The organism is Bradyrhizobium sp. STM 3562 (genome assembly GCF_045571435.1).
Lineage (GTDB): Bacteria > Pseudomonadota > Alphaproteobacteria > Rhizobiales > Xanthobacteraceae > Bradyrhizobium.
Genome location: NZ_CP120694.1, coordinates 2,737,240 through 2,762,876, shown reverse-complemented (window position 1 = coordinate 2,762,876; position 25,637 = coordinate 2,737,240). Strand labels below are relative to the sequence as shown.

Here is a 25,637-nt window from a genome sequence, read left to right as displayed (position 1 = left end):
GAGCTGGCGCGCTGGCGCCTGGAATGAATCCGCCCATTAGCGCGTAATCGCTCGAATCAGGCCCTCTGGCGTGCCCTGCTCGCGCTATTCTCGTTGATACGAAATTCCTCGATCTTATGTCCGGACTTCATTGCCGCGACCAGCCAGCGCGGCCGCTTTCCGCGCCCCGACCAGGTTTCGGAGGTCTGCGGGTTGCGATATTTCGGTAGCACTCTCGGATATTTCCGCCGAGGCTTCTCGCCAACTGACCTAGGCTCGCCGGCACTAACCGTGACATCCATACCGCGATTGAGAATAGCGAGCCGCTTCTCCAGTTCGTGCTTTTCCGCCTTGATCCGAGCCGACAGAATCCCGGTAATTCTTTCGTGCAGAGCCCAGAGATCATCCAGGGACATAGATTCTAATTGGGGTTGCTTCGCCGACATGCTGCAGCCTTGCGGTACCTTCCCTTATAATCGCTGTCATATGTCCATGTCCGAGATTAATCAAGAGTATAGCAGCAGCACCCCGGCTTAAAATAGCGTCAAAACACCGCGCGCCAGAAAATCGACACAACCAGGCGCCCCGCATTCGACACACCACCTGAAGTTGTCGTCCTCGCACGACCGGAGGGAACCGAATCAGAGTCCCTCAACCGCGAACCTGACCGGGAACCTGACGCACCCGCCCAACGCGTCTGCCCCGGAGCCGGCGACGCGGCTCCTGCGTCTGACGGCCAAGCAATGGGCGCAACCGGCAACGAATAGCGGCAATGTCTCTCAAGGCCAGTTGCCGAAGTTCGATCTGCATTTTCAGGGACTGGACGTCCCGCAACGCAGCGGAAGGACCAATAAAACGGCTGACACTATCGTGAAGACGACAGAGAGAGATTTCAATTAAATCCATTTCGTTTCCCCTACGCAACGCACCGACCAAAATTAATCAGTCGGAACAGGCCATTGACGCGGCCAACATCTTTTTATGTTACAAATAAATGAACTTGGCTTGACACCATTTAAATTATAACCGAGATAATAATAAAGATAAATCCATATTTTTGGTTTGGGGGATTTTTTAAATGGCGGCCACTTCCTTATTCCCGTCCCCCCCCGTTGGTCTGAACACGTCGTTCGCAGCCGAGCTTACTCCGGCCAGATCGTAAATCTGGTAATGACGAGAGTGCGATGCGTAAATTAGACCTGGAGGCTATGGACTTTGACGAGCTCTGGCGTCTGCACGAGCAGTTGACAGAGATACTCGCAGAGAAGATCAGCGCGGAAAAGCGCGAACTCGAAAAGCGCCTCGCGCAGCTGAACCGCGCTGAGCAGAGGAGTGAGCCGGCAATTCCCTCGGGTGAACCGACAGGAAGTGACCGGCCACGCCGCAAATACCCGAAAGTCCTGCCAAAATACTTTAATCCGTCCTCGCCAACAGAGACATGGTCAGGTCGAGGCAAGCAGCCTAGGTGGCTCGTCGCTGCGCTCCAGTCCGGACGCCAGCTCGAGGAATTCCGGATTGCCGAAACTGAAGATGAGGCTGGAGAGAAGCTTCGATGAGACCAGCGCTCCTGATGAGGCACGCCAATTACCGCCATGTCACCGGTGATTTGTTGCGGACTTCCAGCGTGTGCTTGATATCCTTGGCAAGGCTACTGCGGATGTCGGAGATTTCGATCAACAGGACGTCGCAGAGCGCGATTTGCGAAGCGAGCGAAGTCGCCGTTGTCGAAACACTGGTCATCCCATGCAGCCGAATATGAGCCTCCTTGATCGCGCTCAGCGAATGCCTAAGCCCGCGATCAAAAGGATCATCAGAACAATCGCCAATCTTCCGCATTTTCAGCCCCGGGGGGAAGCAAACTATATTCAAGAGGCAAAAGAACTAGTATGTTGTTAGGATACGGAGAGGGTTATTCGGTTCAAGCCGAATCGGAAGTTTCCATTTTTTTCTGACGCCGAATCCAAGTACATCTTCCGCAGGTCCCGACGCTCGGCGCGAACCGTGTTGCGGCGCACAGGACGATAACGCCAAGGCCATTGATGCGGCCCCCTTTGGGGCGTTCAGGAAGGCCGACGGCGTTCGAAAATCTGCTCAGACCGACCTGAGGTCCTGAACGGCCCGCTCGGAAAAGACTGCCTCAACTGCACGCGTTGATAGCCCAAACGCGTATTGCTGCCATCCCCTTCCTTCGCACGAGGAGGGCCGCGGCTTGATCGGCAACGCAGATCTCTGCGATGGGGTTTGCGCTAGCTTGTACGCGCGAGCGGCGGGCTCTGCACACAACCCGGAACTTCAGCTCACAGTTTTTACCTTGCTGGGCCGTCCAGCGATGGAAGGAGAACTGGGGACAAGGAAATCCTCCAGCTTCCTGCCAGCGCGTCGTCAACGAGGCCTTCGCCGAGGAGAAGGCTCACCTCAAAATGCTGCCGCTGGCCCCGTTCGGTTCGGTCCCCAAGCTGGAACGCCGGGTCTCGCATGAGGGCATGGTGAGCGTCGGCGGCAATCTCTACAGTGTTCCGGACGCGACCCGGAGTAAGCGTGGCCCCGCGGCCCTTCAGGTGGTTTGTGCGTAGATTTGCGAGCACCGCTAGAAGAGTCATCTTCGGAAAGGATGCTCTTAATGGACGACCATTCGGACGACATAAGACGACCGTTGTCGCCGCGTATCGAAGTGTCTGCTGGCGGGGGCCGAAAGCACTGGCCGGATGATTTGAAGGTGTGAGTGGCGCAGTAATTCTCGCCACTTATGGCATTTGAAAATTCCCCAGTTTTCGTGACGGCCGACCGTCCAGGGCATGCCCTGGACGGTCGGCCGGCGCGCCGAATCGCTGACGCTCCTCCTGCAGGCGGGAGGGAGGGCGCGGTGATCAAACTTGGGGAACTTGTCATGATCCTGGATTTGCATCGTCAAGGTCTGTCGGTCAGCGCCATCGCCGGCAACTTGGTGTCGATCGAAAGACAGTCAGGGCCTAAATCGCCAAAGGGTTGGAGCCGCCGGTCTACAAAAAGCGGGCACAAGGCCAGGAATCGTCGATCACTTCGAAACCTATTTGCGCGAACGACTGACGGCCTATCCCGCGCTCACGGCCGTGCGGCTGTGGCGTGAGCTCAAGGACCGCGGCTTCGCTGGCGGCTACACCGTCGTACGCGATCGCGTGCGGGAGCTGCGGCCTCCCCGGCTGGCGGGCTTCGAAGTGCGTTTTGAAATGCCAACGGGTGAGCAGGCGCAAGTCGACTTCGCCAGGTTCGAGGTCGAGTTCGTCGATGAGCCAGGGGTCAAGCGCATCGTCTGGCTGTTCTCGATGGTGCTCGGCTACTCACGGCTGATCTGGGCGCGCTTCGTTGTCCATCAGGGTTGGCAAACGGTCCTGCGCTGTCATATCGCCGCTCTGGAGGCGATCGGCGGCGTTCCGCGCGAGATCCTCTACGACCGGATGAAGACCGCGGTCCTCGGCGAGAACCCTGACGGGCTCGTGGTCTACAACCGCGCACTCGTCGATCTCGCTCGCCATTATGGCGTCCAGCCGAGAGCCTGCCGGCCCTATCGGGCCAAGACCAAAGGTAAGGTCGAGCGGCCGTTCCGGGTACATCCGCGAGGACTTCTTCCTTGGCGGCGTCTTCCACAATCTCGACGACCTCAACGGTCAGCTCCGCCATTGGCTGGATACGGTCGCCAATCCGCGGGTGCATGCCACGACCCGTCGGGTCGTCTACGAGGCTTTCGCCGAGGAAAAGGTGTCCTTGCAAGCCTTGCCGAGCGCGCCCTATCGGGCGGTGTTGCGACTGGAGCGACGGGCCTCGCATGAAGGCATGGTGAGTGTCGGCGGCAATCTCTACAGCCTGCCGGACACGACGCGGCGGCGGATCTTCGACGTCCATGTCCTTGCCGACGAAATCCGCATCTTCGAGGCCGGCGTGCTGGTGGCAAGCCATGCTCCGCTCGAAGAGCGTGGCCAGAAGCGGCTCGATCCTGCGCATCGCAAGCTCGCCAGCTTCGGCCGACGCCGCTCAGGCAATGTAGAACCAATCATTCTCACGCGAGCCGGTGACCACGCCACGCGTCGTTCGCTGGACTTCTACGCGGCCGTCGGCCGCCGCCTGGCAGCCCAGGAGGTCGTGTGATGAGTGCTTCTTCCCTCGTCGAGCGAATCAGGACCCGTCTCGTCGGCCTGCAAATGCCGCGCGCGCTGGAAATCCTTGATGCCACCCTGCGCGGCATCGAACGCGGCGAGATCGACGCCATCGACGCCTCGCTTAACGTCGTCGACCGGAAGGCGCTCGAGGCCGCCGTCAACTTCTTTGCCCGCAATTTGGAAGCCACGCCGGCACAAGCTACGATCAAAATAGACGTCAAGCGCCAATCAAAAGGGCCGCAAAGCTACGCTTACGAGCCGGAAGTTGCATACGCTCGCCAATGAAGTTCAGATCTTCGAAGACGGGGCTCTGATCGCCACGCGCCCCGTGCTGGAGGGCCGCCATCAGCGCCGGGTTACCGCGGGGCATCGGAAAGTGCCGCGGATCACCGATCTCCGTCGCGACACACCAGTGTTGATCCTGCGCACCGGCGATGTCGTCGCTGCCCGCCCGCTCGACTTCTATCAGGCCGTCGGCCGGCACCTGGCTGGTCAGGGAGACGGGCTATGAACGTGACCATCGAGATCGTACCGTCCATCCTCGACCGGATCCGCAAGACCCTGGTCGGCTTGAAGATGCCGAGAGCTCTGGAGGTGCTGGACCAAACCGTGCGTCAACTCGAGCGCGGCGAAGCCACTGCGCTGGAGGTCGTCCATACCTTGTTCGCCGAGGAACTTCGCGAGAACCGCCGCATCAAGATGGCACTGCGGATGGCTAAATTCTCGACTATCAAGACGCTCGCAGGATTCGACTTCTCGTTCCAGCCGTCGCTTGATCGCACTTGCATTCTCGCGCTGGCCCAGCTCGAGTTTGTCGACCGCGATGAGGTGATCCACTCCGGCAAGAGCCATCTCGCCACAGCCCTCGGCGTAGAGGCTGTGAAGGCCGGTCGCAGCGTCTATTTTGCAAGTCTTGCCGACATCATCAGCGCTCTCGCCAAGGCCGAACGAGAGGGGCAACCGCGCGAGCGGATCCGCTTCCTGTGCCCGACCTCGCTGCTGATTGTCGACGAAATCGGATACCTGCCCGTCATGCCCGGTGGCGGCAATCTGTTCTTCCAGTTCGTCAACGCTCGCTATGAGCGCGGCGCCATGATCCTCACCTCTGATCGTGGCTTCGCCGAATGGGGTGGCTACGGCGCTGTTCGATCGGCTCCTTCACCACGCCGCCGCCATCCAGATCGAAGGACCAAGCTTACCGGCTGCGACAGCATGCTGATCTCATGCCCGAGCACGTCCGCTTAACTCGCCAATCCCGGCCAGCCGCCGTGCAGCCGCGGTCGACCATCCAAAGCTGGAGCCAAGGATCACCATCCAGCCGGCTGATCACAGAGACGCCGCCCATCTGGGGAATTTTACTTCGGCACATCTGGGGAGATTGGAAGCGGCATTGACAGATGACTTTACTGCCCTACCCCGCGCCTTTGGTTCGAGGATCGATCAATCAGAAAGTGCTCGGGTTTCTTCCCCGCCTTGAGCTGGGCCTTGAACCAGCGTGGCTGCTTGCCACGCCCTGACCAGATCTCGGCCGGATTTTTCGGGTTCTGATACTTCGGAAGCACCTTCGGGTATGGCCGACGCTCGCGATCCAGCTTGACGATGTCGGACGCCGTTTCGATCTTGCGCAGGCGTTCCTCGAGCCTGGTTTTCTCCTCCGATATCCTGCGAGCCAACAACGACGATACCTGCTCGTGAAGATTCCAGAGCTCATCGATCGACATCGATTTCAAGGTATTGCTTTCCACGAAAAACCCCTCTCATCTGGAAGCGAACGTGGCACTCAAAACGCATAATTCATTACTACATTCCTAAGATGAGGCGCGTTGCTTGCCCCGAGAGGCTCTATCGCATTATGTCACGGCATGGACCTTTCTCACAACGCCAATATGGGCTTCCGCATCGACCACTGAGAGCAAAACCAACACTCTCTAAGGTGCGGGCGCGAGTTCATGAATGGGTGCGGGCAGATAAATTGAGCTCGCCACAATCTGACGGACATTGCGAAACGGGCAAAAACAAAAGTCCGAAAATTGTGACGCGGCCGGAATTCACCAAAATTCCGCCGGACAAAGGCGAAACCCCCCGATTTCGAGCGTAAGCGCGAAGCTGAGGCCGTTCAGGCTTTGAAGTGCCAGGGCATGAGAGCATCGATCTGAGAGATCGGCCAGCCCTGCGCGATCCGTTCGAGAGTTTGCGTGAGCCAGGCGTACGGATCGACATCATTCATCTTCGCGGTCTGCAGAAGCGTGGCGATGGTCGCCCAGGTCCGGCCGCCGCCATGGCTACCCGCAAAGAGCGCATTTTTTCTTGTGATGGTTTGCGGTCGGATTGCCCGCTCGACGGTGTTGGAGTCGATCTCGATACGGCCGTCGCTTAGAAAGCGCTCGAGCGCGGCGCGTCTGGATGTGGCGTAGCGGATCGCCTCGGCGAGTTTGGATTTGCCCGACAGGCGCGGCAGCTCCTTGTCCCACAGATCGAACAGCGCCGCGACGATCGCGGCGGACCTTTCCTGGCGCGCTTTCACCCGCGTCTCAGGATCCTGGCCGCGGATGTCGGCCTCGATCTCCCACAGCCCGGCCATGGTGGTGACGGTCTGGGTCGCCAGGCGCGAGCTCTCGTTGACGTGAAGCTCGTAGAACCGTCTCCTGACGTGGGCAAAGCACGCTGCCAGCCTCACTTCCTCGTTGGCACCCGCTGACCTGGCGAGCCGATTGTAGGCGGCATAGCCGTCGACCTGCAGGATGCCGGTAAAGCCCGCCAGATGGCGCTCGACGCATTCGCCGCTGCGGCTGTCCTCGAAGCGATAAGCGACCATCGGTGGACCGATGCCGCCAAATGGCCGATCGTCGCGCGCCTAGGCCCACAGCCAGGCCGTTTGCGTCTTGCCGGATCCGGGAGCGAGTGTCGGCAGGGTCGTTTCGTCGGCGAAGACCCGTTCGCCCTGCTTGATCTTCTCCAGCACGTAGTCGGCCAACGGCTGCAATTCGAAGCCGACCTTGCCCATCCATTGCGCCATCAATGATCGGTCGAGATCGACGCCGTCACGCGCGTATCGCCTCTTGCCGGTAGAGCGGCAGCCCGTCGACATATTTGGCCACCGCGATATGGGCGAGAAGCGCTTCGGTCGGAAGGCCGCTCTCGATCAGATGCGGCGGCGCTGGCGCCTGAACCACGCCATCGCGGGTGCGATACGCGTATTTCGGGCGGCGCGTCACAATCAGGCGGAACTTGGCCGGCGTCACGTCCAGGCGCTTCGACACGTCCTCGCCGATCAGGACCTTCTCCAACCCCTCGCAACCAGGGGGCACCTCGGGCTCGATGACGATCTCCACCCGCTCCAGATGCGCGCCGAACTCCTTGCGCGGCCGCGGCGCGCGTTTCGGCTTGTCCGGGCCGCCTGCCTTGGCCAGTTCGGCTTCAATGGCCGCCACGCCGGTGGCGATCTCGTCAAATACGAAGGCGATCTGCTCATCGCTCGGCGTGTCGCTACGCAAGCGTTCCGAGCGCGTGCCGTAAAGCGTGCGCTCCAACATCTTCACAATCGCCGTCAGCTCCACGATCCGCGCGTCGGCCGTCTGGTTGACCGCAGCAAGATCGGCGTTGGCCGCAGTCAGTGTTGCAATCTCGGAGGCGATGCGGCTGTTCTCGGCTTCGATCGCCTGCCGCTCCGCGGCCAAGGCCAGGATCAGCGCGTGGGCTTCGGCAAGGGTCGTCGGAAGCTCTGCATCAGGCGTCGTCATATCGCCGCCATCACAGCAGAGTCGCCGCCAATCTCCCAAACTTTTCAGCACCCTGATTCAATTCGCCGCAGCTCGTCAGCCCACCGATTCCGGGCGCTTTATCGCCACCGGACGTACCTTCGTCCAGTCCAGCCCGTCGATCAGGGCAAGCAATTGCGCGTGGTTCAGCTGCACTCGGGTCGGCGCAATCTTCGGCCAGCAGAACTTTGTTTCCTCAAGCGTCTTGGCAAAAAGGCAAACCCCAGTTCCATCAAACCACACGATCTTGATTTTGTCCGCTCGTTTCGAGCGGAAGACGTGGAGCGCCCCTGAGAACGGATCGATGCCACCATCCCGCACCAGCGCCATCAGCCCCATCGCTCCCTTGCGGAAGTCGACCGGCGTGCTGGCCACATAAACCTGAACACCCGCCGGGATCATGCCTGCCGAACCGCCCGGATCACGGTGGCAAGCCGCTCTGCCTCCACCTCTCCGCCAATGCGCACCACAACATCGCCGACGACAATTTCCAGCATTTCGCCCGCCACGGCTTCAAACCGCGCGAACTTGACCGCCTGCGCTCGCGCCCCAGACGCTGGCGCAACCAGCCCCGAGGCTAGCGCCTTGCGTCGCCACGCAAACAACTGCGATGGATCGAGCCCGTGGGAGCGCGCGATCGCCGAAACGTTCGCTCCCGGTGCAAACGTTTCCCCGACGATCCGTTCCTTCTCCTCCCGCGACCAGGTGCGGTAGCTCCGCCCAGGACTGACCGAAAGCCGCTCAGCTGTAGCCATAATAACTTCGAAATTCTTGCTATCAGACATATGTTCGCTCTCATGAACTCCTCGGACAAATCACCAGGAGATTCTCTGACAATCGAACATCATCCGCTACGTGGGGTGACCTACGCGCTTACTTTCGAGCCGAATGAAAGTTAGCCCCGTATTGCCTCGCTACAAATATTACCGGACGACTTGCCTGTCGTGAGGCGGCAGTTCGGTGCGCGCCCGCGCGGTCATGCTTCTGCTAATCGCGCGTGAGGCAGCTCTTCAGCGCGACGTGACCAAGCATCAGGCGTTACCGTGACATAGGCGAAGCCGCCCACGACAGCAACATAGGTGATATCGGAGTCCAAAGCCGGTTCGGACCGTTGACAGCGAGGTCCTTGATCGGCGGCGACACGCCGTCACGGATGTGCTGCGCGAGATTCGTCCGGCCCCAGTTCAAACGGCACCTCTGGGGAGAACTACTCAAGCATCAACAATGGACGTCGCTTCGCAAGCGGCTTGCTCCGACTCGCGAGGGGGCTCATCCAGAAGGAAAGCAAGATCCGCTTCGGCAACATGTCATCTGAGGCAATATGTCAGGTTAAATCCGGACATCGCTTGGCACTTCACGGTCGTGGGTCGTCTGGATATGGCGCGCGCACCGCAGGCGGCAAGCACATTAAACGTTGCGCCTCGTCCTACTCTCTTGCTGCTAGGGCAGATCGGAGCTATCGACCGATCAACCTCAAGCCCTTTCGACGAGCAGTCGGTTTTGTGCACGCCGGGACTGTTTGCCTTTCGCCGGTCCCTCTCCTCTCCGCTGCAAGTAATTTCCCTCGCAGCATCTCGACCTCCGTCAATTGTTTGATGAGCTCGCTAAGCGTTTGGCGCAGAATACTTGAGCGGTTGTAAAGCTCTCCACGACTATGCACTGGTTTACCTCACTGACAAAAATGACAGAAAATACAAAACATGGGTCAGGAGCGCTTTGCATTTTGCAACTTCGAGACCCGAAATAAAAGGTCGGTAGAATACGGAAATAAGTAGGTAAGGCGTATTCCCTCATCGAGGGACGCACAGGAACCGGTGAAGGTAGAGTGGTAGGTTTATGAGCTGGCGGATCGTGCGCTTGCCGCTGCCGGCCGGACCGGTTCAGGCCAGGTCTCGTACGCGATCGTTCGATCGTTCGACACGATACGCGAACGAAACGGCGTTCCTTCCTAGGTTGGTCAGCGGGCGCTTTGTATCGTCTCGCCGGAGCGAACGCTCGCGCATGAGAGCCAGAGAATTCTCTTCATCAGAAATGGCGCCGAAAGCACTCCGGAAGGTCGACACCTGGGGGCCTGTGCGGGATTGGCTATCGCGGGCCCAATGGCCGCAGTTCGCGACAAGGGCCATTTTGAGGTCGTCGCTGGCAATACCGAATCTATTGCCGCGGAGGCCGACGAAAGGGCTCGCGGCGGCCAATTGGGGCTCTTGGACCCTTATCAGAGATTGATGGCGGAACTAGATACCGCGACCAACGGCGCGCTAGGCCCGATGAGATTGGGTTGGCTCGTCATCGCACCTTTTTCTGATTGAGCATCATCTCCCAGTTTTCCGGATCATGCCCCATGATCATCACCACGCAGAACCGAGCCTCGTTTGCATCATCCTAGTAAGTCGTCCGTGAAAATGAGCCGAGGCCGTTGAGCGGGAATCGGTTTTTGGCGCCGGTTGCGGTTTTGAGATTGCAAGCTTTCGAGGGTTGAGGCCTCGAAAGCTTGCAATTTCGTTTTCGAGATTCCCTCGAATCGCCGGGCATGATTCTGTGGTCGCAGCGGAGGGGACCGATGCGACCGAAAAAGTCGGAACCGACAGCGGAAGGCGATCTGTTTCGCGCCAGGCTGGATCAGATCATCAATCTGAAGCACGAGCTGGTGCAGCTCGGCGCCAAGATCGACTGGGATTGGATCGATCGCGAGATCGCACCGCTCTACAGCGACAAGGGCCGGCCGGGCGTGGCGAGCCGCTTCCTGATCGGGCTGCTGCTGCTCAAGCACATCTACGGCTTGTCCGACGAAGGCGTCTGCGAGCGCTGGGTCTACGACCCGTATTTCCAGCACTTCACCGGCTTTGGATTTTTCCAGCATGAGTTCCCGCACGAGCGTTCCGGCCTCAGCCATTGGCGCAAGCGGCTTGGTAGCAAACTGGAGCTGTTGCTGGCCGAGAGCCTGAGGGTAGCGCATGAGACTGGCGCGTTGCGGACGCGCGATCTGAAGCGGGTGACGGTGGACACCACCGTTCAGCCCAAGGCCATCACCTTCCCGACCGACGCCAAGCTCGTCCATGCGGCGATCAAGGGCCTCAATCGGCTGGCACGCGCGCACGGCGTGCGGCTGCGGCAGTCCTATCTGCGTATCGCCAAGCGGGCGGCGATGATGGCCGGGCGCTATGCCCACGCCAAGCAGTTCAAGCGCCATCGTCGGCAGTTGCGCAGCTTGCGAACCTGGCTCGGCCGGCTTATCCGCGACATCCGCCGTAAGATCGGAGGTCAGTCGGAGCTTGAGGCTGCCTTCGAGCAGGCGCTTTTGCGCGCCGCGCAAATCCGCTCCCAGGAGCAGCGCCAGCGTGGCTGGAAGCTCTATTCCTTCCACGCGCCCGAGGTCGAATGCATCGGCAAGGGCAAGGCCTCGGCGCCTTATGAGTTCGGCGTCAAAGCCTCGATCGTGACCACTAACGCCCGCGCTCCGGGCGGCCAGTTTGTGCTGCACGCCCAGGCGCTGCCGGGCAACCCATATGACGGCCACACGCTCGGTGACGTCATCGAGGCCACCGAGAAGCTCACCGGTTGCGCGATCGAGCGCGGCTATGTCGACAAGGGCTATCGCGGCCACAAAACCGAAAACCCGCGCCGCGTCTTCATCTCCGGCCAGAAGCGGGGCGTCTTCGGCGCAATCAAACGCGAGCTCAAGCGCCGCTCAGCCATCGAGCCCGTGATCGGACACATGAAGACCGACGGTCAACTCGGCCGCTGCTATCTCAAGGGCCGCGAGGGCGATGCGGCCAACGTCATCCTCTCTGCCGTCGGCCACAATCTCCGCCTCGTCCTCGCCTGGCTTAGCCTTCTGCTACGCTTGATCTTGAACGCCTTGATGCGACTGCTCGCCGCCCCAACCGCGCTCAAATGGGCTTCTTAACGGACGACTAGTAACAGTCAGCAACACCTTTCAGTGGTGACGTCGGCAAAGAGCAGCGGCACGGCCGCCACCGGCGACAATTCGTCGGCAATCGACGCTAGCGCATCCAACCGGGCTACCGTAACCTCAGAAGTAACCGCCGTCTTAGTTGGCGCCTGGATCCGCAAATTGCGGCAATCCACCGGATTCCCGCGCGGCGGCAGGGTTGATACCGTAGTGGCTTCCAAATCAGCCAACGTAAGTACCGACATTCCAGCGCCCTTACCGACCCGCGTCGATGGTGCCTGCGACTTTCGTGGCGGGTACGGTCCAATAGAGCACCGACGGAAGCAGCCCCTTGTTGGCGATATCGTCCCTTTGACAAATCCACATGCCTGCGCTTTGAGCCGCATCTCAACCGTAGATGTTTGCGCAGCTCCCGCTCGACCAACTCGAACCACCCGCCCTCTTTTCCATTTTCGGAACCTGGATAACGCGCATCTTGGGCATGTTTGGACCTCATGGGAGAGACTTGCTACTACGGGGCGACCTCCGCAAATGGGAATGAATCCTGGCCTTCCCTGGCGCGTGCCTTTGCTGGCACGCTTATCTGGCCGAGCGTTTCGATCGTCCCTATCGCAATCTCATCCCGGAGTTTCCGCAATGCTCGCCACCATAACTTTGGGCGCACCCGCTTCAGTGGCCTGAGATCAACACCCGCCTGCGGAGCCCGAATCGCCTCCTTCATCTCTCGTACAGTTGCGCACGATTGCTACTCACGGCGATGCCCGTGGACACACCGACAGCCTGAACCGAACCTCACGCAGTTCGCCTCGGCGCCGGCCAAGACAATGGCTCAAACCACCAAACCGAGGCTACATAATTGTCTGGCCATTCTGGCATCGATTTTCGATAAGCGCGCAATATTGCCGCATATAACCTAAGCTATATAGAGATGTCGAAAATTCGAATTTAAAAAGGCTCGACGGACAGCCGCGAGGAGTTCCGACGAAAGCGGTTTCATGCAAGGTCTAGGGGGTACACGGACCGAAGATCCTGAATAACTCGACATCAACATTCTAGGTCATTGGCAAATCATGACGCCAACTCGGAGGCGCTGCAGAAAGCCTCGCGAGCGTCGGATTGCGTGCGGGCTGGGAGGGGTACCATGCGAAGGCCGTCTTTCGACCACACTCAAAACTGTTTTGCTCCGACAAGGACCTTCAAAGATCTTGCGCAGGGAAGACTTCCGCTTCCAAGGCTCATCCGGATTAAATGAAATATAATTTGGCATATAATCGTGTCGTCATCGTGCTTGGGATCATGATGGAGTGATTGTCATGAAACCAGTCGAACTAGAGCGGTTAAGTATTGACAAATTGTGGAAGTTGCACGTCGAGATTTCCAAGATCTTACAACAAAGAATCCAACAGGAGAAATTGGTGCTTGAAGATCGCCTCAGCCGGTTGGGCGGTCGAGCGGCAGGGCGTCGGCCATACCCGCCTGTACTCCCAAAATATCGCAATCCTGATCGCCCCTCAGAAACCTGGGCTGGTAGAGGCAAGCAGCCCCGTTGGCTGGTTGCGCAGTTAAGATCGGGAAGACGACTCAATGATTTTAGAATCTAGTCGCGAGACAAAAGGGCAAGTCCACGACCATCCGATCCGTAGCTAGCGAGGCCGCGATTAACACCAAGTGATAATGGGAGCGCCGAATCTCCAAGCCCAATAGCCATCATTTCATGAAAGCGGTGTCTTCTTGCCCCCTTATATCGCACCGCGACCGGTGCGCTCGTGACCCGATACGTCTCTAGCACGTTCGCTTTGTTCAATGCAACCTTGGCGATTGTCCGAAATGTCGCAGAAGGGAAGTCAACGCCTTGCGCCTGTCATGGAGGCGGGCGGCAACTCTGGATGCACATCAGGAGTTGGTCGCTGCGATCGTGAACGACCGGCGTGACCACCTAAGCCGAAGCATTGCTGCTGGATCCGCGACCGCTATTGGTAATGACTGCGCCATGCTGTGCCGCCGAGCGGAGCTTCTAGAGCGCCGCAATCTATTCAACATTCCGCTCTGTCAAGATGGCGAGCGCCGCCAGCACTGTCCGGTTGCTGACGTCAAGCTTCTGAAACATGTGATGAAGATGGACTTTGATAGTCCCGTCAGTAATGTTCAATTTGCGTCCAATTTCTTTGTTCGACAATCCTTCGGACACTAGACGCATGATCTGACGCTCCCGGTCTGTTAACACCGTCAGCACATTCTCCGAAATCGTGACCCTTCCCTGCTCACGGAATACCACCTGCTTGGAGGGCCGTAGCGGTAGCTGCCTCTGACCATCCGCGACCTGGCGCAACGACTGCACCAGACTCTCGGGCGTCACATCCTTGGAAATGACACCGTGGGCGCCGGCAGCGGCGGCCATGGCAATTTCGCGCTCGCCGGCCGATGCGGTGAAAAGAACAAGCCGAGTGGGTAGGCTCTCGGACTTTGCGGCGGCGAGAACTTCCCATCCCGTCAGACCCGGCATCGAGATGTCGAAAATTGCGACGTCGGGGATCAAACGCCGAATGTTTTCTATGCAGCTTGTCCCGTCAGTCGAACGCGCAACAATTTTGAAACCGCTCCCTGCGCCGAGTGCGTAGGTCAAACCGAGCAGAACCACAGGATGACGGTCCGCAATCACTACGCTGACACAATGCATGGGCGGTCCTCAACCCATGCCCCTTAGTGAAACACCGCTCGTTCACGCAGGTTTCCTACACCCGAAATTTAAAAATACACAAATAGCATGCAATCTTGACCCAATACGGGTTGGCGCGCACGATTGGTCTGGGCCGGCTGCTGTTGAATGTCCTCTATTACCGATCTCCGCTTGTTCCGCAGTCGGACTTGGCATCAAAAAGCAAGGCTCGCATCTCGTTAACGCCAGCTCAGAGAGCGCTACTACCAATGGTCGCATATAACTTAAGATATATAGGGAGATCGGGAATTCGAATTTAACATCTCCCAAAAACGTTCACAAAGGCCAGGAGACGCTTCGACGGTCAGACCGAAATGGATTCATGAAAGATCTAGAGATAGAGATCCCGGACTGAACATTCTGAATATCTCGACATCAAGATTTTAGGCCGTCGACAAATCATTACGTCAAATCGGAAGAGCCGTATACTTAAACGGTCCGGAGAGATTTTAATTGCGTGCAGGCTGGGAGGGTTATCATGCGGAGGAGGCAGTCTTTTGCGACTATACTCATCGGAAAAAGTGTTTTGCTTCGAGAAGGGCTTTCAAAAATTTTGCGCACCGAAAACTTCCGTATCCAGGCGTCCGTAACCTGCGCGCGTGATCTGATCCCGATCGCGCTCCGACAACACCAGCCGCTGTTTCTTATTATCCATACTGGTGAAGACTTTGATTTCACTCTCGAACAGATTGAACTTGTCCGCCAGCAGTACCCGAATGCGCGCATCGCGATCGTGGCCGATCACTATGGGTTGAACGAATTGCTCTCAGCATTTCGGGCAGGCGCACACGGCTATTTCGTCGACGTCGCGACGTGCGATGCATTTGTAAAGTCCATCGAGCTTGTGATGCTGGGCCAAACAATCTTCCCACCGGCCTTGCTCTCGTTCGTTCGCGAAGTCGGCTCTCCGCCTCCCAACGAGACTGGGGCGCAGAGCCAAAACGACCGCGCTATTCCCTTTGCGAAGGGGCGCACGACCGCAGAGAATTCAACCGCGCCACAGCTATCGCCGAGAGAACAATTGATATTGCGTTGCTTGATAAAGGGTGACACCAATAAATGCATTGCGCGCAAGATCGATATCGCCGAAGCGACCGTGAAGGTTCACGTCAAGGCGATCCTTCGCAAGATCCGGGTTCAGAACCGGACTCAGGCGGCTATTTGGGCGATGAACAACGGTTCTCTGACACGGTCGATGGACAAGGGCCTTCCGCCCACAATCGCCGAGGTGGGCACGTCCCTTCCGAAATCCAGCGGCGCGATCGCCGAGCTACCGGGACCGTTACGCGTCGTCCGTCATGAAATAGATCAGCTCGAGATAGTTCGCATCAACGACCATCCGCTTCGCAATGTCATTAATGGAAAGGCTGCCGGCACGGTACGGTTTAGCAAGTAGTCGAGGATCGCTACGCTCAGGCAACCTTGCTCATTGGCTCTAGCAACTTCTGAAAGTTGCTTGGAGTCGTTCAGTAGTGATATCGGTCGATGAAGAGCGACGTGACCAGAGCGAGCAGCTAAGTAGGCTTTCGGCGAGGACAAGATCTGGCGCGGAGTGGCCTCGTAAGCGAACGTGACGACGGTTGCGGTTCTACCCAGTCCGAAGCAGCGATGGCGGTGGACGATAGCCGAGAAGCTTCGTGAGCGTCATGGGAGGATCGCCGTGTCCGGCCTTGACTAGCGCGGAATGCTCTGGATAGCGCAGTCAGGGTGATTGACGCTACCGTTGCGCGGTGATGGGGTGATCCCGGGTTGGAGCGGGCAACGGGGCATCAGAATGACCAGCGATTCTCAGCTGCGCGAGAAGCTTCGGAAGATCGAGGCGTTGTTCGTGGGTGCTGGAACTGCTGGTGAGCGCCTTGCGGCGGAAGCTGCGCTGCAGCGGGTGCGCGCCCGGGTCGAGGAGCTGGCGCGTCACGATCCGCCGATCGAGCAGCAATTCTCACTTCCTGACCAATGGTCGCGGCATCTGTTTCTGGCGCTTTGCCGCCGGTACGGGCTACGGCCGTTTCGTTACCACCGCCAGCGACGCAACACGGTGATGGTCCGCGCGTCGCGGGGCTTCGTCGACAAGATTCTGTTGCCGGAGTTCACCGAGCTGGAGAGGGCGCTGCAAGTCTATCTACACGAGGTGACGCTGCGCGTGATCCGCGAGGAAATCTATGACGACACCAGCGACGCGCAGGAAGTTCCAGATGCTCTGCCGTCGAACTGATCAGGCGGCGAGCTTTGTCTCCGAACCATCGCGCTCGGCCTTCCAATTCCACGGCAGCAGCGTGTGCAGCTGATTGATCTTTGTGCGTCCAGAGACGATGCGCTCAAGAACGTCGGTCAGATAGTGCCGTGGGTCGATATCTTGCAGCTTTGCCGAGTTGATGAGCGACGCGAGAATGGCCCATGTCTCGGCGCCGCCTTCGCTGCCCGCGAACAAATAGTTCTTCTTTCCAAGCCCTATCGGCTTGATGCTGCGCTCGACCGTATTGTTGTCTATTTCAATGCGTCCGTCATCGATGAAGCGCGTCAGGCCGTCCCAGTGGTTGAGGGTGTAGCGGATGGCTTTGCCCAGACCGGATTTCTTCGAGACTTCCAGCAGCCGCGCCTCGAGCCAGGGTTTGAAGTCCTCGATCAACGGCCTGGTATCGCTTTGCCGCACTGCAGCCCGATGCGCCGCCGGCAGACCGCGGATGCGATCCTCGATAGCGTAGAACATCGCGATCCGTTGCAGCGCTTCCGCGGCAATCGGCGACTTGGTCGCGACGTGAACGTCCCAGAACTTCCGCCGCGCATGCGCGAAGCAGAACGCCAGCTGCATCAGACGGCCGCCGCTCTTGATCAGGCCCTTGTAGGCGGCATAGCCATCGACCTGCAGGATGCCGTGGTAGTCCCCGAACAGCTGCTTGGCGCGGATCGCCTTGCGATCCTCGGCAAACACGTAGACCACCGCCGGCGGTGCCGGGCCGCCCCACGACCGGTCATCGATGGCGATTGCCCAGAACTGGCAGACTTTGGTCCTGCCACGGCCGGGATCGAGAACCGGCAGCGGCGTCTCATCGGCAAACAGCCGTGGATAGGACATCATCGTGTCGCGCAACAGCGCGTGAAGCGGCTTCAGCCACCAGGCAACGCGGCCCATCCACGAGGCCAGCGTCTGCCGGTCGAGCGTGATGCCTTGCGCGGCGAACATCTGTTCCTGCCGATACAGCGGCAGCTGGTAGCCGTATTTCATCACCGCGATGTGGGCCAGCAAGGCTTCCGTCACCATCCCGCCATCGATCGCCTGGGCCGGCGCGGGTGCCTGCAGCACACCCTGGCGGCATCCCCGGCAGCCGTACCGCGGACGCACAATGCGCTTGACCCGGTACTGCATCGGAATGACGTCGAAGGCTTCCTTGACGGTCTCCGCGATCTTGTGCAGCCGCTCGCCGCAGCAGGGGCAGATGTGGCTCTCGATATCGATCACGACATCGATGCGCGGCAAATGCTCCGGGAGCGTCCCCGGTTGCGTCGCGCCGGTCGCTTTCCACGGCCCTCCGCTCCGTCAGGCAGCCTGCCTCCGGTCACGTCGTCGTTGGCGGCACGAGCCACCTGTGCCGTGATGGTGAAGAGAGACAGTTGTCCGGGATCCAGTGTCTCGGAGCGGGGACCGAAGATCGTGCGCTGGTACTGGGACAGGATCATCAGAAGCTTGTCGTTCTCCTGGACTGCAGCGTCGCGTTGGGCGATCGCCGCATCACGCTCGGCCGAAAGCGTGCTGCATTCCGCCGACAACGCCGCAAGCCGTGACGACAGCGTCGTCACGGTTTGTCGAAGCAATGCTGGATCGGAAGGCAAATCACTCATGCAGAGTGGTTCTACAACAGCTCCGCATGAGTGACGAACTACTTTGATACGGATCAACCAGCTCGTGCTGGCTGATCCACAACCCGCATCGGCACACGCTTCCAGTCTGAGCCATCGAGCAGCACCGAGAGCTGAGCATGAGATAGCGGCATGACGCCTTGCTTGATCGGCGGCCAGGTGAACTGCCCCTCGATTCTCTTGTAGTAAAGGACAAGGCCGCTTCCGTCCCAGGTCAGGATCTTCACGCGATCTCGGCGCTTGGAGCGGAAGATGTAAAGTCCGCCGTCGAACGGATCGGCTCCAAACGCCTCGCTCACCAGCATCGCAAGCGAGTCCATGCCGCGACGGAAATCGACCGGCTGCGTCGCGATCCAGATCGACAACCCGGGTCGCAGCCCGATCATCGGCCAACCGTCCCGACTGCCGCCAGCACCTCGCACAGCGCCCGCCGGTCGACCCTCCCCCTGACGCGGATGCGAACCGCGCCGACCTCGATCTCGATCGCCGCCTGCTCCTCGCACGACGGCAATTTGCCTCCGCAGCCGGTGATCGCGACCGGCACAAAGCCAGGTGGCACGGCTCCGTCCCCGCACGCCGCGACCTTCGCCCGCGTTGTCTGACGACGCCACAGAAACAACAGGCTTGGGCTGATGTCGTGTCGTCGTGCCACCGCGGACACGCTTGCACCCGGCGCAAAACTCTCCGCGACAATCGCCGCCTTCGCATCGGTCGACCAGCGCGGCGCCGGCCGGTCCCGGTGATGATCTCGACACGCTGCAGTGTGTCGGAGCCGTCCTCGAGGATAGGCGTATGCCTATCCTTATCGCCATCCTTACGACTATCCTTTGACATGGTGACCTCGTGACAAATCATTCCACGAGATCTTCCTAGCCGACCAGATCAGCCCTCAGCCCGTGGTCCCTGGATGACGCTCACGAAGCTTCGGATCGAGGAGGAGTCCAGCCCGCGAGGCCAGCGGCCTCGAGATTGCTCGACAGCATGAGTTCACCGCAATTGCAACAACGCCAACCGATGAGGCTTATATCGCCACAGCATTCCGTTCCCGAGTAGCGCACGCCTCGTCACCTGGTCCCGACGCGCATTGAATCGTCCCCGGCCGCGTCGGTCCGGCCTATTCCTGATGGGATGTTCGAACTGCCTAGTGTTCGCGGAGGCACGTCAGGACCCTGCTGATATCCTAGGGTGACCTCGACGGCGTCACCGGGTTGCAACTCGGTATCTTCGGTTGCGATAACCCGTTCCTGCCCTTTTTCACCTTTTCTAAAGATGACAATTTCCGATTTATTGACGGCTCCTCGTACGAGCTGTGATCGCACCATCGCAGTGTACTGAAGCTTCTCGCCGACACTCTGTAGCTTTTCGCGAACTTCGTTCAGCCTCACGCTGGTGTCTTGTAGCTCACGGAGCAAGTCGAGCCGCCGCTGATCGTCGAGCTTTTCCAGCTTTCTGGTGAGCTCGTCCTGTTGCTTTCTGACAACCATCAGCTGAGCAGCGGCCTGTAGCTTCCGAGTTGAGGACAGCAGCACCGCGCGACGCGCATCGGTAACGCGAGGGCTGACCAAGGAACCCTTGCTGAAGAGATCAGTCACTTTCTGCAGTTCTTCGAGGTCTGACTGAAATCCCTCTTCCTCTTTCTTCTTCTGTTCTGATAGAACGCTGAGTTCGTTGTCCCCCTCTCGGACGCCGTGCTGAAGAAACGCCTTTTCCCGCTGATAGTCGCTCTGCTTCGTCTTCAAATATTCCGTTTCTGCATTGACGATTTCCGAAATCGCGGAGCGAGCTATGGGCACGTCCCTCAGAACGCCTGGACTGATCTGCGACCCTTCTCCGAGCTCATTTTTGATGCGCCACATACGCGACTGTTCTTTGGCGAACTCTGTCCAAAGCGATCCATACTCGCTTCTCAAGTCTGCCGACTCGAGATACGGGTTATTCATTCTGATGCGCATGATATCGTAGCCGCCGGCCACAGCGACGATTTGCCGTGCGGTGATGGACGGACGATAAGGATATTCACCCGGCTTCGACACGTCCCCATTAATGTATATCGGCCTGTATTCCGCCACGGTCGTCGTGACCTCATCTGCGTCTATCATGATGACGGTCTCATGGCCATCTGGCGTCCTGCGGCGAAACACCTTGCTCGCCAGTGCAGCCCGGATTTTGGCACGCATCTGCGATAGGGGCAGGCCGGCCACCGGAAGCGTTCCGACGAGCGGCAACGAAACGTTCCCGTCGATTTGGACGGCCGCACGATGCAGTAGCTCCGGCACGCCCGCCACCGCAACCTCCAGCACATCTCCGATGTTTACTTGATATTCGGCCTTTGCTTGGTTGGCGGAAATTGTCAGGCCAACGGCCACCAAGCACCATTTGATGCAACGACCCAGGCCATTTCCGATCGCATCGATATGGAAAGAATTCCGCAGACTTGAGTTCGGCATGTCGGCAACTTCCTCTACGGACGTAGTCAGCGGGTGAATTCCAAGTCGGTCCGCGGGAAGCAGCGCATCGATATCGCTACCCTGCGAGCAACCGTCCAGACAGGCGAGCTGCAAAACTGATTGCGTCTACCATTTTTAATCCCACACTCCCGCGGCTCAACGGACCATCGTAGTTACCCCTCATACTCTACCCATTTATTGCCAATTCTCAGCCAGTGATCCGAATGCTACTGATTTGGCTAGCGAGACGGAGTGGCTGGGTGGCAGAGTGCTATGAGCTACGCGTCCCTTACCAATTTGCCAGCCTCTACCAGTTTTCCGGCACACTCGGTCGATCTCGGCAGGGCAGCTCCAGCACGCGTCGGTAGGGGCCGATTGGCTGTCCTATTAGTATTGGCCGCGACTACCGAGTTTCTACTCGTAACCGTTGCGGCCTATTTCGCTGCCGTCCTTTATCATCGCATGGTGCTGCTGCAATCGCCGGATCCCGCCAAGTACATTCCGGAATCGCTTCTGATTTCCACACTAGATCTGCTCGTTTCTATAGGGCTCCGGCAATATTCACGGATTCAAACGCAGCCGCGCCACGTGTTCCTATGGAACGGCGCCAGCGGCGTCTTCCTGGTATTCTCTTGCTTTCTCTCGACGACATTCCTTCTGAAAATCTCCGAAGACTACTCGCGCGCCAGCGTCATGGTTCAAGCTGTGAGTGTCGGTTTCGCAGTCCTCTGCGCACGGGCAATGTGGTTTTCATTGCTGCAGTCCGCCATTGCGTCGGGTCTGGTCGACGCCAGGCGCGTCATTCTCATAGGAGACCCGGGCCATTGTTCGCATTTTTCCGCTCGGGCGATGGCCACTGGCATTCGGACCATCCACTCGTTCGAATTTCCGACCGTCACCACCTGCCCCTCACTCCCTGCCTTCCCCGGCGCTATCCAAGTGCCCCCCGATGCCTGCCAACTCGTCGCGGACTGTCGGCCCCTCCGAGCAGATGACATTATCATTTTGATTTCGCAACAGGATGTTCCGTCCGCACTCGCCCTTGCCAGCGCTCTATCAGACCTGCCAGTCGATGTTCACGTCGTCCCTGTGGGATCTCTTGATCTGATGGCGGTGTCGCGGATTACTCAGTTCGGCGACATGGTGACAATGCGCATCTTCCGTTCCCCGCTGACTCCCTTCAACCGAGCGGTTAAGCGAGCATTCGATCTCGCGGCTGCAATCGTCGGCCTTATTTTGGTTAGCCCCCTCTTCGTCATCGTTCCGCTCGCAATCAAGCTCGAGTCCCGTGGGCCGGTCCTATTCCGACAGACGCGGCACGGCTACAACAACGAGCCCATTCGCGTGCTGAAATTCCGATCAATGACCGTGATGGAGGATGGCGACAATTTCAAACCGGTCACCCGACACGATCCACGCGTGACCCGATTGGGACGCCTCCTGCGCCGCACCAACATCGATGAGCTTCCGCAGTTGCTCAATGTCCTGGTCGGCGACATGTCGATCGTCGGACCCCGTCCACATGCGACCGCGCAAAACGAAGCGTTCTCTAAGCTAATTTCGTCATTTTCCCGTCGCCACAATGTCAAGCCCGGCATTACAGGTTGGGCTCAGGTCCACGGGTATCGCGGCGACACCGATACCCTGGAGAAGATGCAACGTCGCGTCGAGCATGATCTATACTATATCGACAACTGGTCGCTTCTTCTCGATCTACGCATCCTCCTCCTCACGCTCTTTTCCAGGGAGGTCTACATGAACGCATATTGAGAGTTTGAAAGAAGACAAGTACTCCGTCAGCGATACGGCAACGCGTGAGGCGACATTTTCGGGAGCGCATTGTCGTCTCCCGGCAGGTCCACCTGAAGCTGCTGTCCTCGATTCCGAATATGCTGCACGTTGGACAAGACAGTCATCTCATAAATCACCGAAGCGCCCCAGGGAACGTTCTTTCTCTGGCCGAATTCGTCGTGGCATCGAAGGCCTTCGTCCGCCGCCAGGCGCCAATTCTGCTATTTTTTCCGATCCTAAGCGTCACCATCGCACTGCTGTATCTGGCTACTGCAACCCCCAAGTTTACCGCTGAGGCGGTGCTTCTCGTCGAACCGAAACGAAGCGATGGGTCCACACAATCAGGAGATGTTGCATCGGCAGCGCAGATTATGGATAGCCAGGTCGAAATCCTGAAATCTGAAAAGATTGCTCTTTCCATCATCCACACTCTGGAGCTGACAAAGGACCCCGAATTCGGTGGCCCCAGTGGCGGTTTGGTTGGAACAGTCCTGGGACTAATTTCGTGGATTGGTGCGCCGGAGCCTGACACCCAATTCTCGCTTACGCGACGCGCCCTGGAACGGTTTTATCGCAGGCTTACGGTTAAGCGAGTCGCTCTAACTTACACCATTGCCATTCAATTTGAGTCATCCAGTCCCGACCGCGCAGCCCAGGTCGCTAATGCAGTTGCACGGGCATACACCGCCGATCAAATGGAAGCGAATTATGAAGCAGCTCACGCAGCAACGGAATGGCTCCAAGGGCGCGTAGACGTCCTGCACACCAAGGCATTAGACGCTCAGAAGAGGTTGACAGACTACAAGGCCACGCACCCCTTAACGAACCAGGCTCCCTCGGAGCTCCGCGAATTGGAAACCTCTGCGCAGGTTTATAGGCAGCTTTACGACACTTTCCTTCAGCGCTACTTGGAGTCGGCAGAGCAACAATCCTTTCCTGTTTCTCAAGGGCGGCTGATGACGGTCGCCTCGCCCCCATTGAGGACCAGCTCACCCAAAACATTCCTCGTGCTTGCCGTCTCGACGGCAGGTGGGATTATTGTCGGAATTGGCGTCGCTTTTCTGCGCGATGTCTCTGACTTGACCTTTCGGACGCGCGATAAGGTGCTGGCCGAGCTTCACACAGCCTGCATCGGAATTATCCCAGCAGGTATACCTGACAGCTCGGGGAATGACCCGCCCAGCGTGAGGCCGAATCCAGTTCGGGCAAGGTCAAGGACTATCGTTTGGGCTGACCGTCTCACTCGCAATATTGCTGATAGTCCGCGCTCTCCCTTCAGCGAGTCTTTCCGGTCCGTCAAGCTCGCGGTCGACATTATGAATCGCGGCGGAAAGCGAATCCAAGTCATTGGCGTCACATCGGCCCTGCCTAACGAGGGAAAATCGACTGTTGCTGCGTCTTTGGCACAAATCATGGCGCAGGGTGGAGGCCGAGCGATTCTACTTGATTGTGATCTACGAAATCCATCGCTGTCATCTGCGCTGGCGCCGGACGCCAGGCTCGGCCTCCTCGACGTTACGTCTGGAGAGGCCAAGCTGGATGATGCTACGTGGATCGACCCTGCTACAAGCTTGCACTTTCTTCCGGCGACTAACAGCTCACGGCTGGCTAATACGTGCGAGGTGCTCGCGTCCGCGGACATGGCAGGTCTATTCAACACCCTGCGAGAGGCCTACGAATACCTGGTGGTCGACCTCTCACCGATCGCACCATTCGCGGACGTCCGCGCCGCGGCGCATTTGATGGACTCGTTTATCCTCGTCATTGAGTGGGGCCGTACGAATATCGATGTAGTCAAAAGCAGCCTTGACGTCGCCGGTGATGTCTATGGCAGCCTCGTCGGCGTGATACTCAACAAGGCGAACGTGAAGGCACTTAAACGTTACGGGGATGCTTTTGCGGCGCAGGGTTCGCGCCGTAATGCGCCCGTAATGGTCGCCGCCCCAAAACCACTCCACGTGATTGTTGCCACGCCCTGCGGCGAGTGCGGACCGGGCGGCATTGATCGCCTTGCGGACGCAATTACCTCGGGACTCGCTCTGCGCAAAGACCTCAACGTACAGATTACACGCTTGAGGACTAGAGGCAGCGGTAGCCTTCTGTTCTGCCCGTTCGTTCTCTCTTGGGGTCTGGCCCGATTGTGTGCGGCCTCTTGGCTCGGCAGGGCGAGTGTCGTCCATATCAATGTCGCCTCAAAGGGGAGCGTATATCGAAAGGCACTTGTTGCTGCGGTGGCGCGCCTGCTGGGCGTTCCATACGTGGTTCACCTGCACTCGGGAGCGTTTGACGAGTTCTGGCAATCGGCTGGGCCGCGATTGGACGCGCTCATTGCGCGGTTACTGCGAAACAGCGCCGCAATAGTTGTCCTTGGGCGGTATTGGAGCGAGCTGATCAACAGCCGTCTTCCGGGAATTGAGAGCAAAGTCGTAATCCTTCCGAATGCGACGGCTTCCGTTGCGACACCGCCCGAGAAGGCTAAAAATGGACGGGTGCGGATCTCGTTCTTTGGGAAATTGGGTGAGATGAAAGGCACACCGCAGCTGGTCGAGGCGCTCGCCTCATTACGCGATCGTGCCGATTGGACGGCGACTCTCGCGGGACACGGAGATGTCACCGGCACGCGTGAAAGGCTGCGTCACTTGCAAATGGAGGATCGCGTGTCGGTGCCTGGATGGCTTGGTCCTGCGGCGACTGCCGATCTCCTGCGCCAGACAGACATTCTCGTACAGCCATCCTTCGTTGACAATCTGCCAATGAGCATCCTCGAGGCTTTCGCTCGAGGAATTCCAGTCGTGGCAACTCCGGTTGGCGTCGTGCCGGATGTCGTTGTACAGAATGTTAATGGACTTCTAGTCCCGGCTGGCGACGTGCGCGCGCTGGCGGATGCATTGGCTCGGTTGATCGACGATCCGGCGCTGCGCCAGCGCCTAGGCACTTCGGCGCAGCGCGATCACGCAGCTCGGTACGAAATAAACGGCTATCTTTCGCGCCTCGCAGAGATATGGCGAAAAGCCGCGTAGGTGGTCTTCTTGGTTCCTCTCCCTT

General features: G+C 58.7%; 20 protein-coding genes and 4 pseudogenes. 13 read left to right on the top strand and 11 right to left on the bottom strand.

Annotated elements, in window-relative coordinates; genetic code table 11:
- Positions 1-56 precede the first annotated feature (56 nt).
- Entirely contained in the window at positions 57-425 is a 369-nt protein-coding gene (locus P6U23_RS12675) for an H-NS family nucleoid-associated regulatory protein (RefSeq protein WP_407180084.1), read from the bottom strand.
- A 738-nt stretch (positions 426-1,163) separates the two neighbouring features.
- Here P6U23_RS12675 and P6U23_RS12670 point away from each other — a divergent pair.
- Positions 1,164-1,535: an H-NS family nucleoid-associated regulatory protein gene (locus P6U23_RS12670; RefSeq protein WP_407180083.1), complete on the top strand. Its 372-nt coding sequence runs from the start codon at positions 1,164-1,166 to the stop codon at positions 1,533-1,535.
- Between the two features lie 28 nt (positions 1,536-1,563).
- Here P6U23_RS12670 and P6U23_RS12665 read toward each other — a convergent pair whose 3' ends face one another.
- Positions 1,564-1,719 (bottom strand): hypothetical protein, encoded by a 156-nt coding sequence (locus P6U23_RS12665; RefSeq protein WP_407180082.1) that lies wholly within the window; start codon positions 1,717-1,719, stop codon positions 1,564-1,566.
- A 623-nt stretch (positions 1,720-2,342) separates the two neighbouring features.
- On the opposite strand from P6U23_RS12665, the pseudogene P6U23_RS12660 reads away from it, so the two are divergent.
- From P6U23_RS12660 to P6U23_RS12640, 5 genes and pseudogenes are all read left to right on the top strand, one after another.
- A pseudogene (locus P6U23_RS12660) lies at positions 2,343-2,516 on the top strand (IS21 family transposase); the annotation flags it as partial.
- Between the two features lie 326 nt (positions 2,517-2,842).
- Positions 2,843-4,101, top strand: a pseudogene (gene istA / locus P6U23_RS12655) (IS21 family transposase).
- Positions 4,098-4,397: a hypothetical protein gene (locus P6U23_RS12650; protein ID WP_407180081.1), complete on the top strand. Its 300-nt coding sequence runs from the start codon at positions 4,098-4,100 to the stop codon at positions 4,395-4,397. Before istA ends, P6U23_RS12650 begins: the two are co-directional and overlap by 4 nt.
- A complete protein-coding gene (locus P6U23_RS12645; protein ID WP_407180080.1) occupies positions 4,378-4,623 on the top strand; it encodes a hypothetical protein in 246 nt (81 codons plus the stop codon). The genes P6U23_RS12650 and P6U23_RS12645 overlap by 20 nt, the downstream gene beginning before the upstream one ends.
- Complete coding sequence (locus P6U23_RS12640) at positions 4,620-5,357, top strand: ATP-binding protein (protein ID WP_407180079.1); 738 nt, start codon at positions 4,620-4,622, stop codon at positions 5,355-5,357. Before P6U23_RS12645 ends, P6U23_RS12640 begins: the two co-directional genes overlap by 4 nt.
- 158 nt (positions 5,358-5,515) lie before the next feature.
- On the opposite strand, the gene P6U23_RS12635 is transcribed toward P6U23_RS12640, so the two are convergent.
- The 4 genes and pseudogenes from P6U23_RS12635 to P6U23_RS12620 all read right to left on the bottom strand — a co-directional run bounded on the left by P6U23_RS12635 (position 5,516) and on the right by P6U23_RS12620 (position 8,625).
- A complete protein-coding gene (locus P6U23_RS12635) occupies positions 5,516-5,857 on the bottom strand; it encodes an H-NS family nucleoid-associated regulatory protein (protein ID WP_407180078.1) in 342 nt (113 codons plus the stop codon).
- Between the two features lie 371 nt (positions 5,858-6,228).
- Positions 6,229-7,852 (bottom strand): annotated as a pseudogene (gene tnpC / locus P6U23_RS12630) (IS66 family transposase).
- A gap of 75 nt (positions 7,853-7,927) precedes the next feature.
- Complete coding sequence (tnpB, locus tag P6U23_RS12625; RefSeq protein ID WP_407180077.1) at positions 7,928-8,272, bottom strand: IS66 family insertion sequence element accessory protein TnpB; 345 nt, start codon at positions 8,270-8,272, stop codon at positions 7,928-7,930.
- Positions 8,269-8,625, bottom strand: coding sequence for a transposase (locus P6U23_RS12620; protein WP_407180076.1), 357 nt, complete (start codon positions 8,623-8,625; stop codon positions 8,269-8,271). The genes tnpB (P6U23_RS12625) and P6U23_RS12620 overlap by 4 nt, the downstream gene beginning before the upstream one ends.
- Before the next feature lie 1,344 nt (positions 8,626-9,969).
- Between P6U23_RS12620 and P6U23_RS12615 the strand changes: the two genes are divergently transcribed.
- The 3 genes from P6U23_RS12615 to P6U23_RS12605 all read left to right on the top strand — a co-directional run bounded on the left by P6U23_RS12615 (position 9,970) and on the right by P6U23_RS12605 (position 13,384).
- Positions 9,970-10,179, top strand: coding sequence for a hypothetical protein (locus P6U23_RS12615; protein ID WP_407180075.1), 210 nt, complete (start codon positions 9,970-9,972; stop codon positions 10,177-10,179).
- 251 nt (positions 10,180-10,430) lie between these two features.
- Complete coding sequence (locus P6U23_RS12610) at positions 10,431-11,777, top strand: IS5 family transposase (RefSeq protein WP_407179646.1); 1,347 nt, start codon at positions 10,431-10,433, stop codon at positions 11,775-11,777.
- Positions 11,778-13,096: 1,319 nt separating this feature from the next.
- On the top strand, positions 13,097-13,384 hold the full coding sequence (locus P6U23_RS12605) for an H-NS family nucleoid-associated regulatory protein (RefSeq protein ID WP_407180074.1): 288 nt from the start codon (positions 13,097-13,099) through the stop codon (positions 13,382-13,384).
- Positions 13,385-13,812: 428 nt separating this feature from the next.
- Here the strand turns inward: P6U23_RS12605 and P6U23_RS12600 are convergent, their stop codons facing one another.
- The gene (locus tag P6U23_RS12600; protein WP_407180073.1) at positions 13,813-14,460 is read right to left on the bottom strand and encodes a LuxR C-terminal-related transcriptional regulator; all 648 of its coding nucleotides are present in this window, start codon (positions 14,458-14,460) and stop codon (positions 13,813-13,815) included.
- Between the two features lie 517 nt (positions 14,461-14,977).
- Between P6U23_RS12600 and P6U23_RS12595 the strand changes: the two genes are divergently transcribed.
- Together P6U23_RS12595 and P6U23_RS12590 are read left to right on the top strand one after the other, a co-directional pair.
- Complete coding sequence (locus P6U23_RS12595) at positions 14,978-15,895, top strand: LuxR C-terminal-related transcriptional regulator (protein ID WP_407180072.1); 918 nt, start codon at positions 14,978-14,980, stop codon at positions 15,893-15,895.
- Positions 15,896-16,273: 378 nt separating this feature from the next.
- On the top strand, positions 16,274-16,711 hold the full coding sequence (locus tag P6U23_RS12590) for a hypothetical protein (RefSeq protein ID WP_074279456.1): 438 nt from the start codon (positions 16,274-16,276) through the stop codon (positions 16,709-16,711).
- Here P6U23_RS12590 and tnpC (P6U23_RS12585) read toward each other — a convergent pair.
- From tnpC (P6U23_RS12585) to P6U23_RS12570, 4 genes and pseudogenes are all read right to left on the bottom strand, one after another.
- Positions 16,712-18,336 (bottom strand): annotated as a pseudogene (gene tnpC, locus P6U23_RS12585) (IS66 family transposase).
- A gap of 53 nt (positions 18,337-18,389) precedes the next feature.
- Complete coding sequence (tnpB, locus tag P6U23_RS12580; protein WP_407175594.1) at positions 18,390-18,740, bottom strand: IS66 family insertion sequence element accessory protein TnpB; 351 nt, start codon at positions 18,738-18,740, stop codon at positions 18,390-18,392.
- Positions 18,737-19,048: a transposase gene (locus tag P6U23_RS12575; RefSeq protein ID WP_407181434.1), complete on the bottom strand. Its 312-nt coding sequence runs from the start codon at positions 19,046-19,048 to the stop codon at positions 18,737-18,739. The genes tnpB (P6U23_RS12580) and P6U23_RS12575 overlap by 4 nt, the downstream gene beginning before the upstream one ends.
- Positions 19,049-19,418: 370 nt before the next feature.
- Positions 19,419-20,801: a polysaccharide biosynthesis/export family protein gene (locus P6U23_RS12570; protein ID WP_407180071.1), complete on the bottom strand. Its 1,383-nt coding sequence runs from the start codon at positions 20,799-20,801 to the stop codon at positions 19,419-19,421.
- 393 nt (positions 20,802-21,194) lie between these two features.
- On the opposite strand from P6U23_RS12570, the gene P6U23_RS12565 reads away from it, so the two are divergent.
- Together P6U23_RS12565 and P6U23_RS12560 are read left to right on the top strand one after the other, a co-directional pair.
- Positions 21,195-22,571 carry an undecaprenyl-phosphate glucose phosphotransferase gene (locus P6U23_RS12565; protein WP_407180070.1) on the top strand — a complete coding sequence of 459 codons (1,377 nt, stop codon included), beginning with the start codon at positions 21,195-21,197 and terminating at the stop codon, positions 22,569-22,571.
- A 44-nt stretch (positions 22,572-22,615) separates the two neighbouring features.
- Positions 22,616-25,612, top strand: coding sequence for a glycosyltransferase (locus P6U23_RS12560; RefSeq protein WP_407180069.1), 2,997 nt, complete (start codon positions 22,616-22,618; stop codon positions 25,610-25,612).
- Positions 25,613-25,637 lie beyond the last annotated feature (25 nt).

Coding starts and splice junctions, on each gene's coding strand:
- P6U23_RS12675 (WP_407180084.1), bottom strand. CDS start 425: ATGTCGGCGAAGCAACCCCAATTAGAATCTATGTCCCTGGATGATCTC.
- P6U23_RS12670 (WP_407180083.1), top strand. CDS start 1,164: ATGCGTAAATTAGACCTGGAGGCTATGGACTTTGACGAGCTCTGGCGT.
- P6U23_RS12665 (WP_407180082.1), bottom strand. CDS start 1,719: ATGACCAGTGTTTCGACAACGGCGACTTCGCTCGCTTCGCAAATCGCG.
- P6U23_RS12640 (WP_407180079.1), top strand. CDS start 4,620: ATGAACGTGACCATCGAGATCGTACCGTCCATCCTCGACCGGATCCGC.
- tnpB (WP_407180077.1), bottom strand. CDS start 8,272: ATGATCCCGGCGGGTGTTCAGGTTTATGTGGCCAGCACGCCGGTCGAC.
- P6U23_RS12620 (WP_407180076.1), bottom strand. CDS start 8,625: ATGGCTACAGCTGAGCGGCTTTCGGTCAGTCCTGGGCGGAGCTACCGC.
- P6U23_RS12615 (WP_407180075.1), top strand. CDS start 9,970: ATGGCCGCAGTTCGCGACAAGGGCCATTTTGAGGTCGTCGCTGGCAAT.
- P6U23_RS12610 (WP_407179646.1), top strand. CDS start 10,431: ATGCGACCGAAAAAGTCGGAACCGACAGCGGAAGGCGATCTGTTTCGC.
- P6U23_RS12605 (WP_407180074.1), top strand. CDS start 13,097: ATGAAACCAGTCGAACTAGAGCGGTTAAGTATTGACAAATTGTGGAAG.
- P6U23_RS12600 (WP_407180073.1), bottom strand. CDS start 14,460: ATGCATTGTGTCAGCGTAGTGATTGCGGACCGTCATCCTGTGGTTCTG.
- P6U23_RS12595 (WP_407180072.1), top strand. CDS start 14,978: ATGCGGAGGAGGCAGTCTTTTGCGACTATACTCATCGGAAAAAGTGTT.
- P6U23_RS12590 (WP_074279456.1), top strand. CDS start 16,274: ATGACCAGCGATTCTCAGCTGCGCGAGAAGCTTCGGAAGATCGAGGCG.
- tnpB (WP_407175594.1), bottom strand. CDS start 18,740: ATGATCGGGCTGCGACCCGGGTTGTCGATCTGGATCGCGACGCAGCCG.
- P6U23_RS12570 (WP_407180071.1), bottom strand. CDS start 20,801: ATGCCGAACTCAAGTCTGCGGAATTCTTTCCATATCGATGCGATCGGA.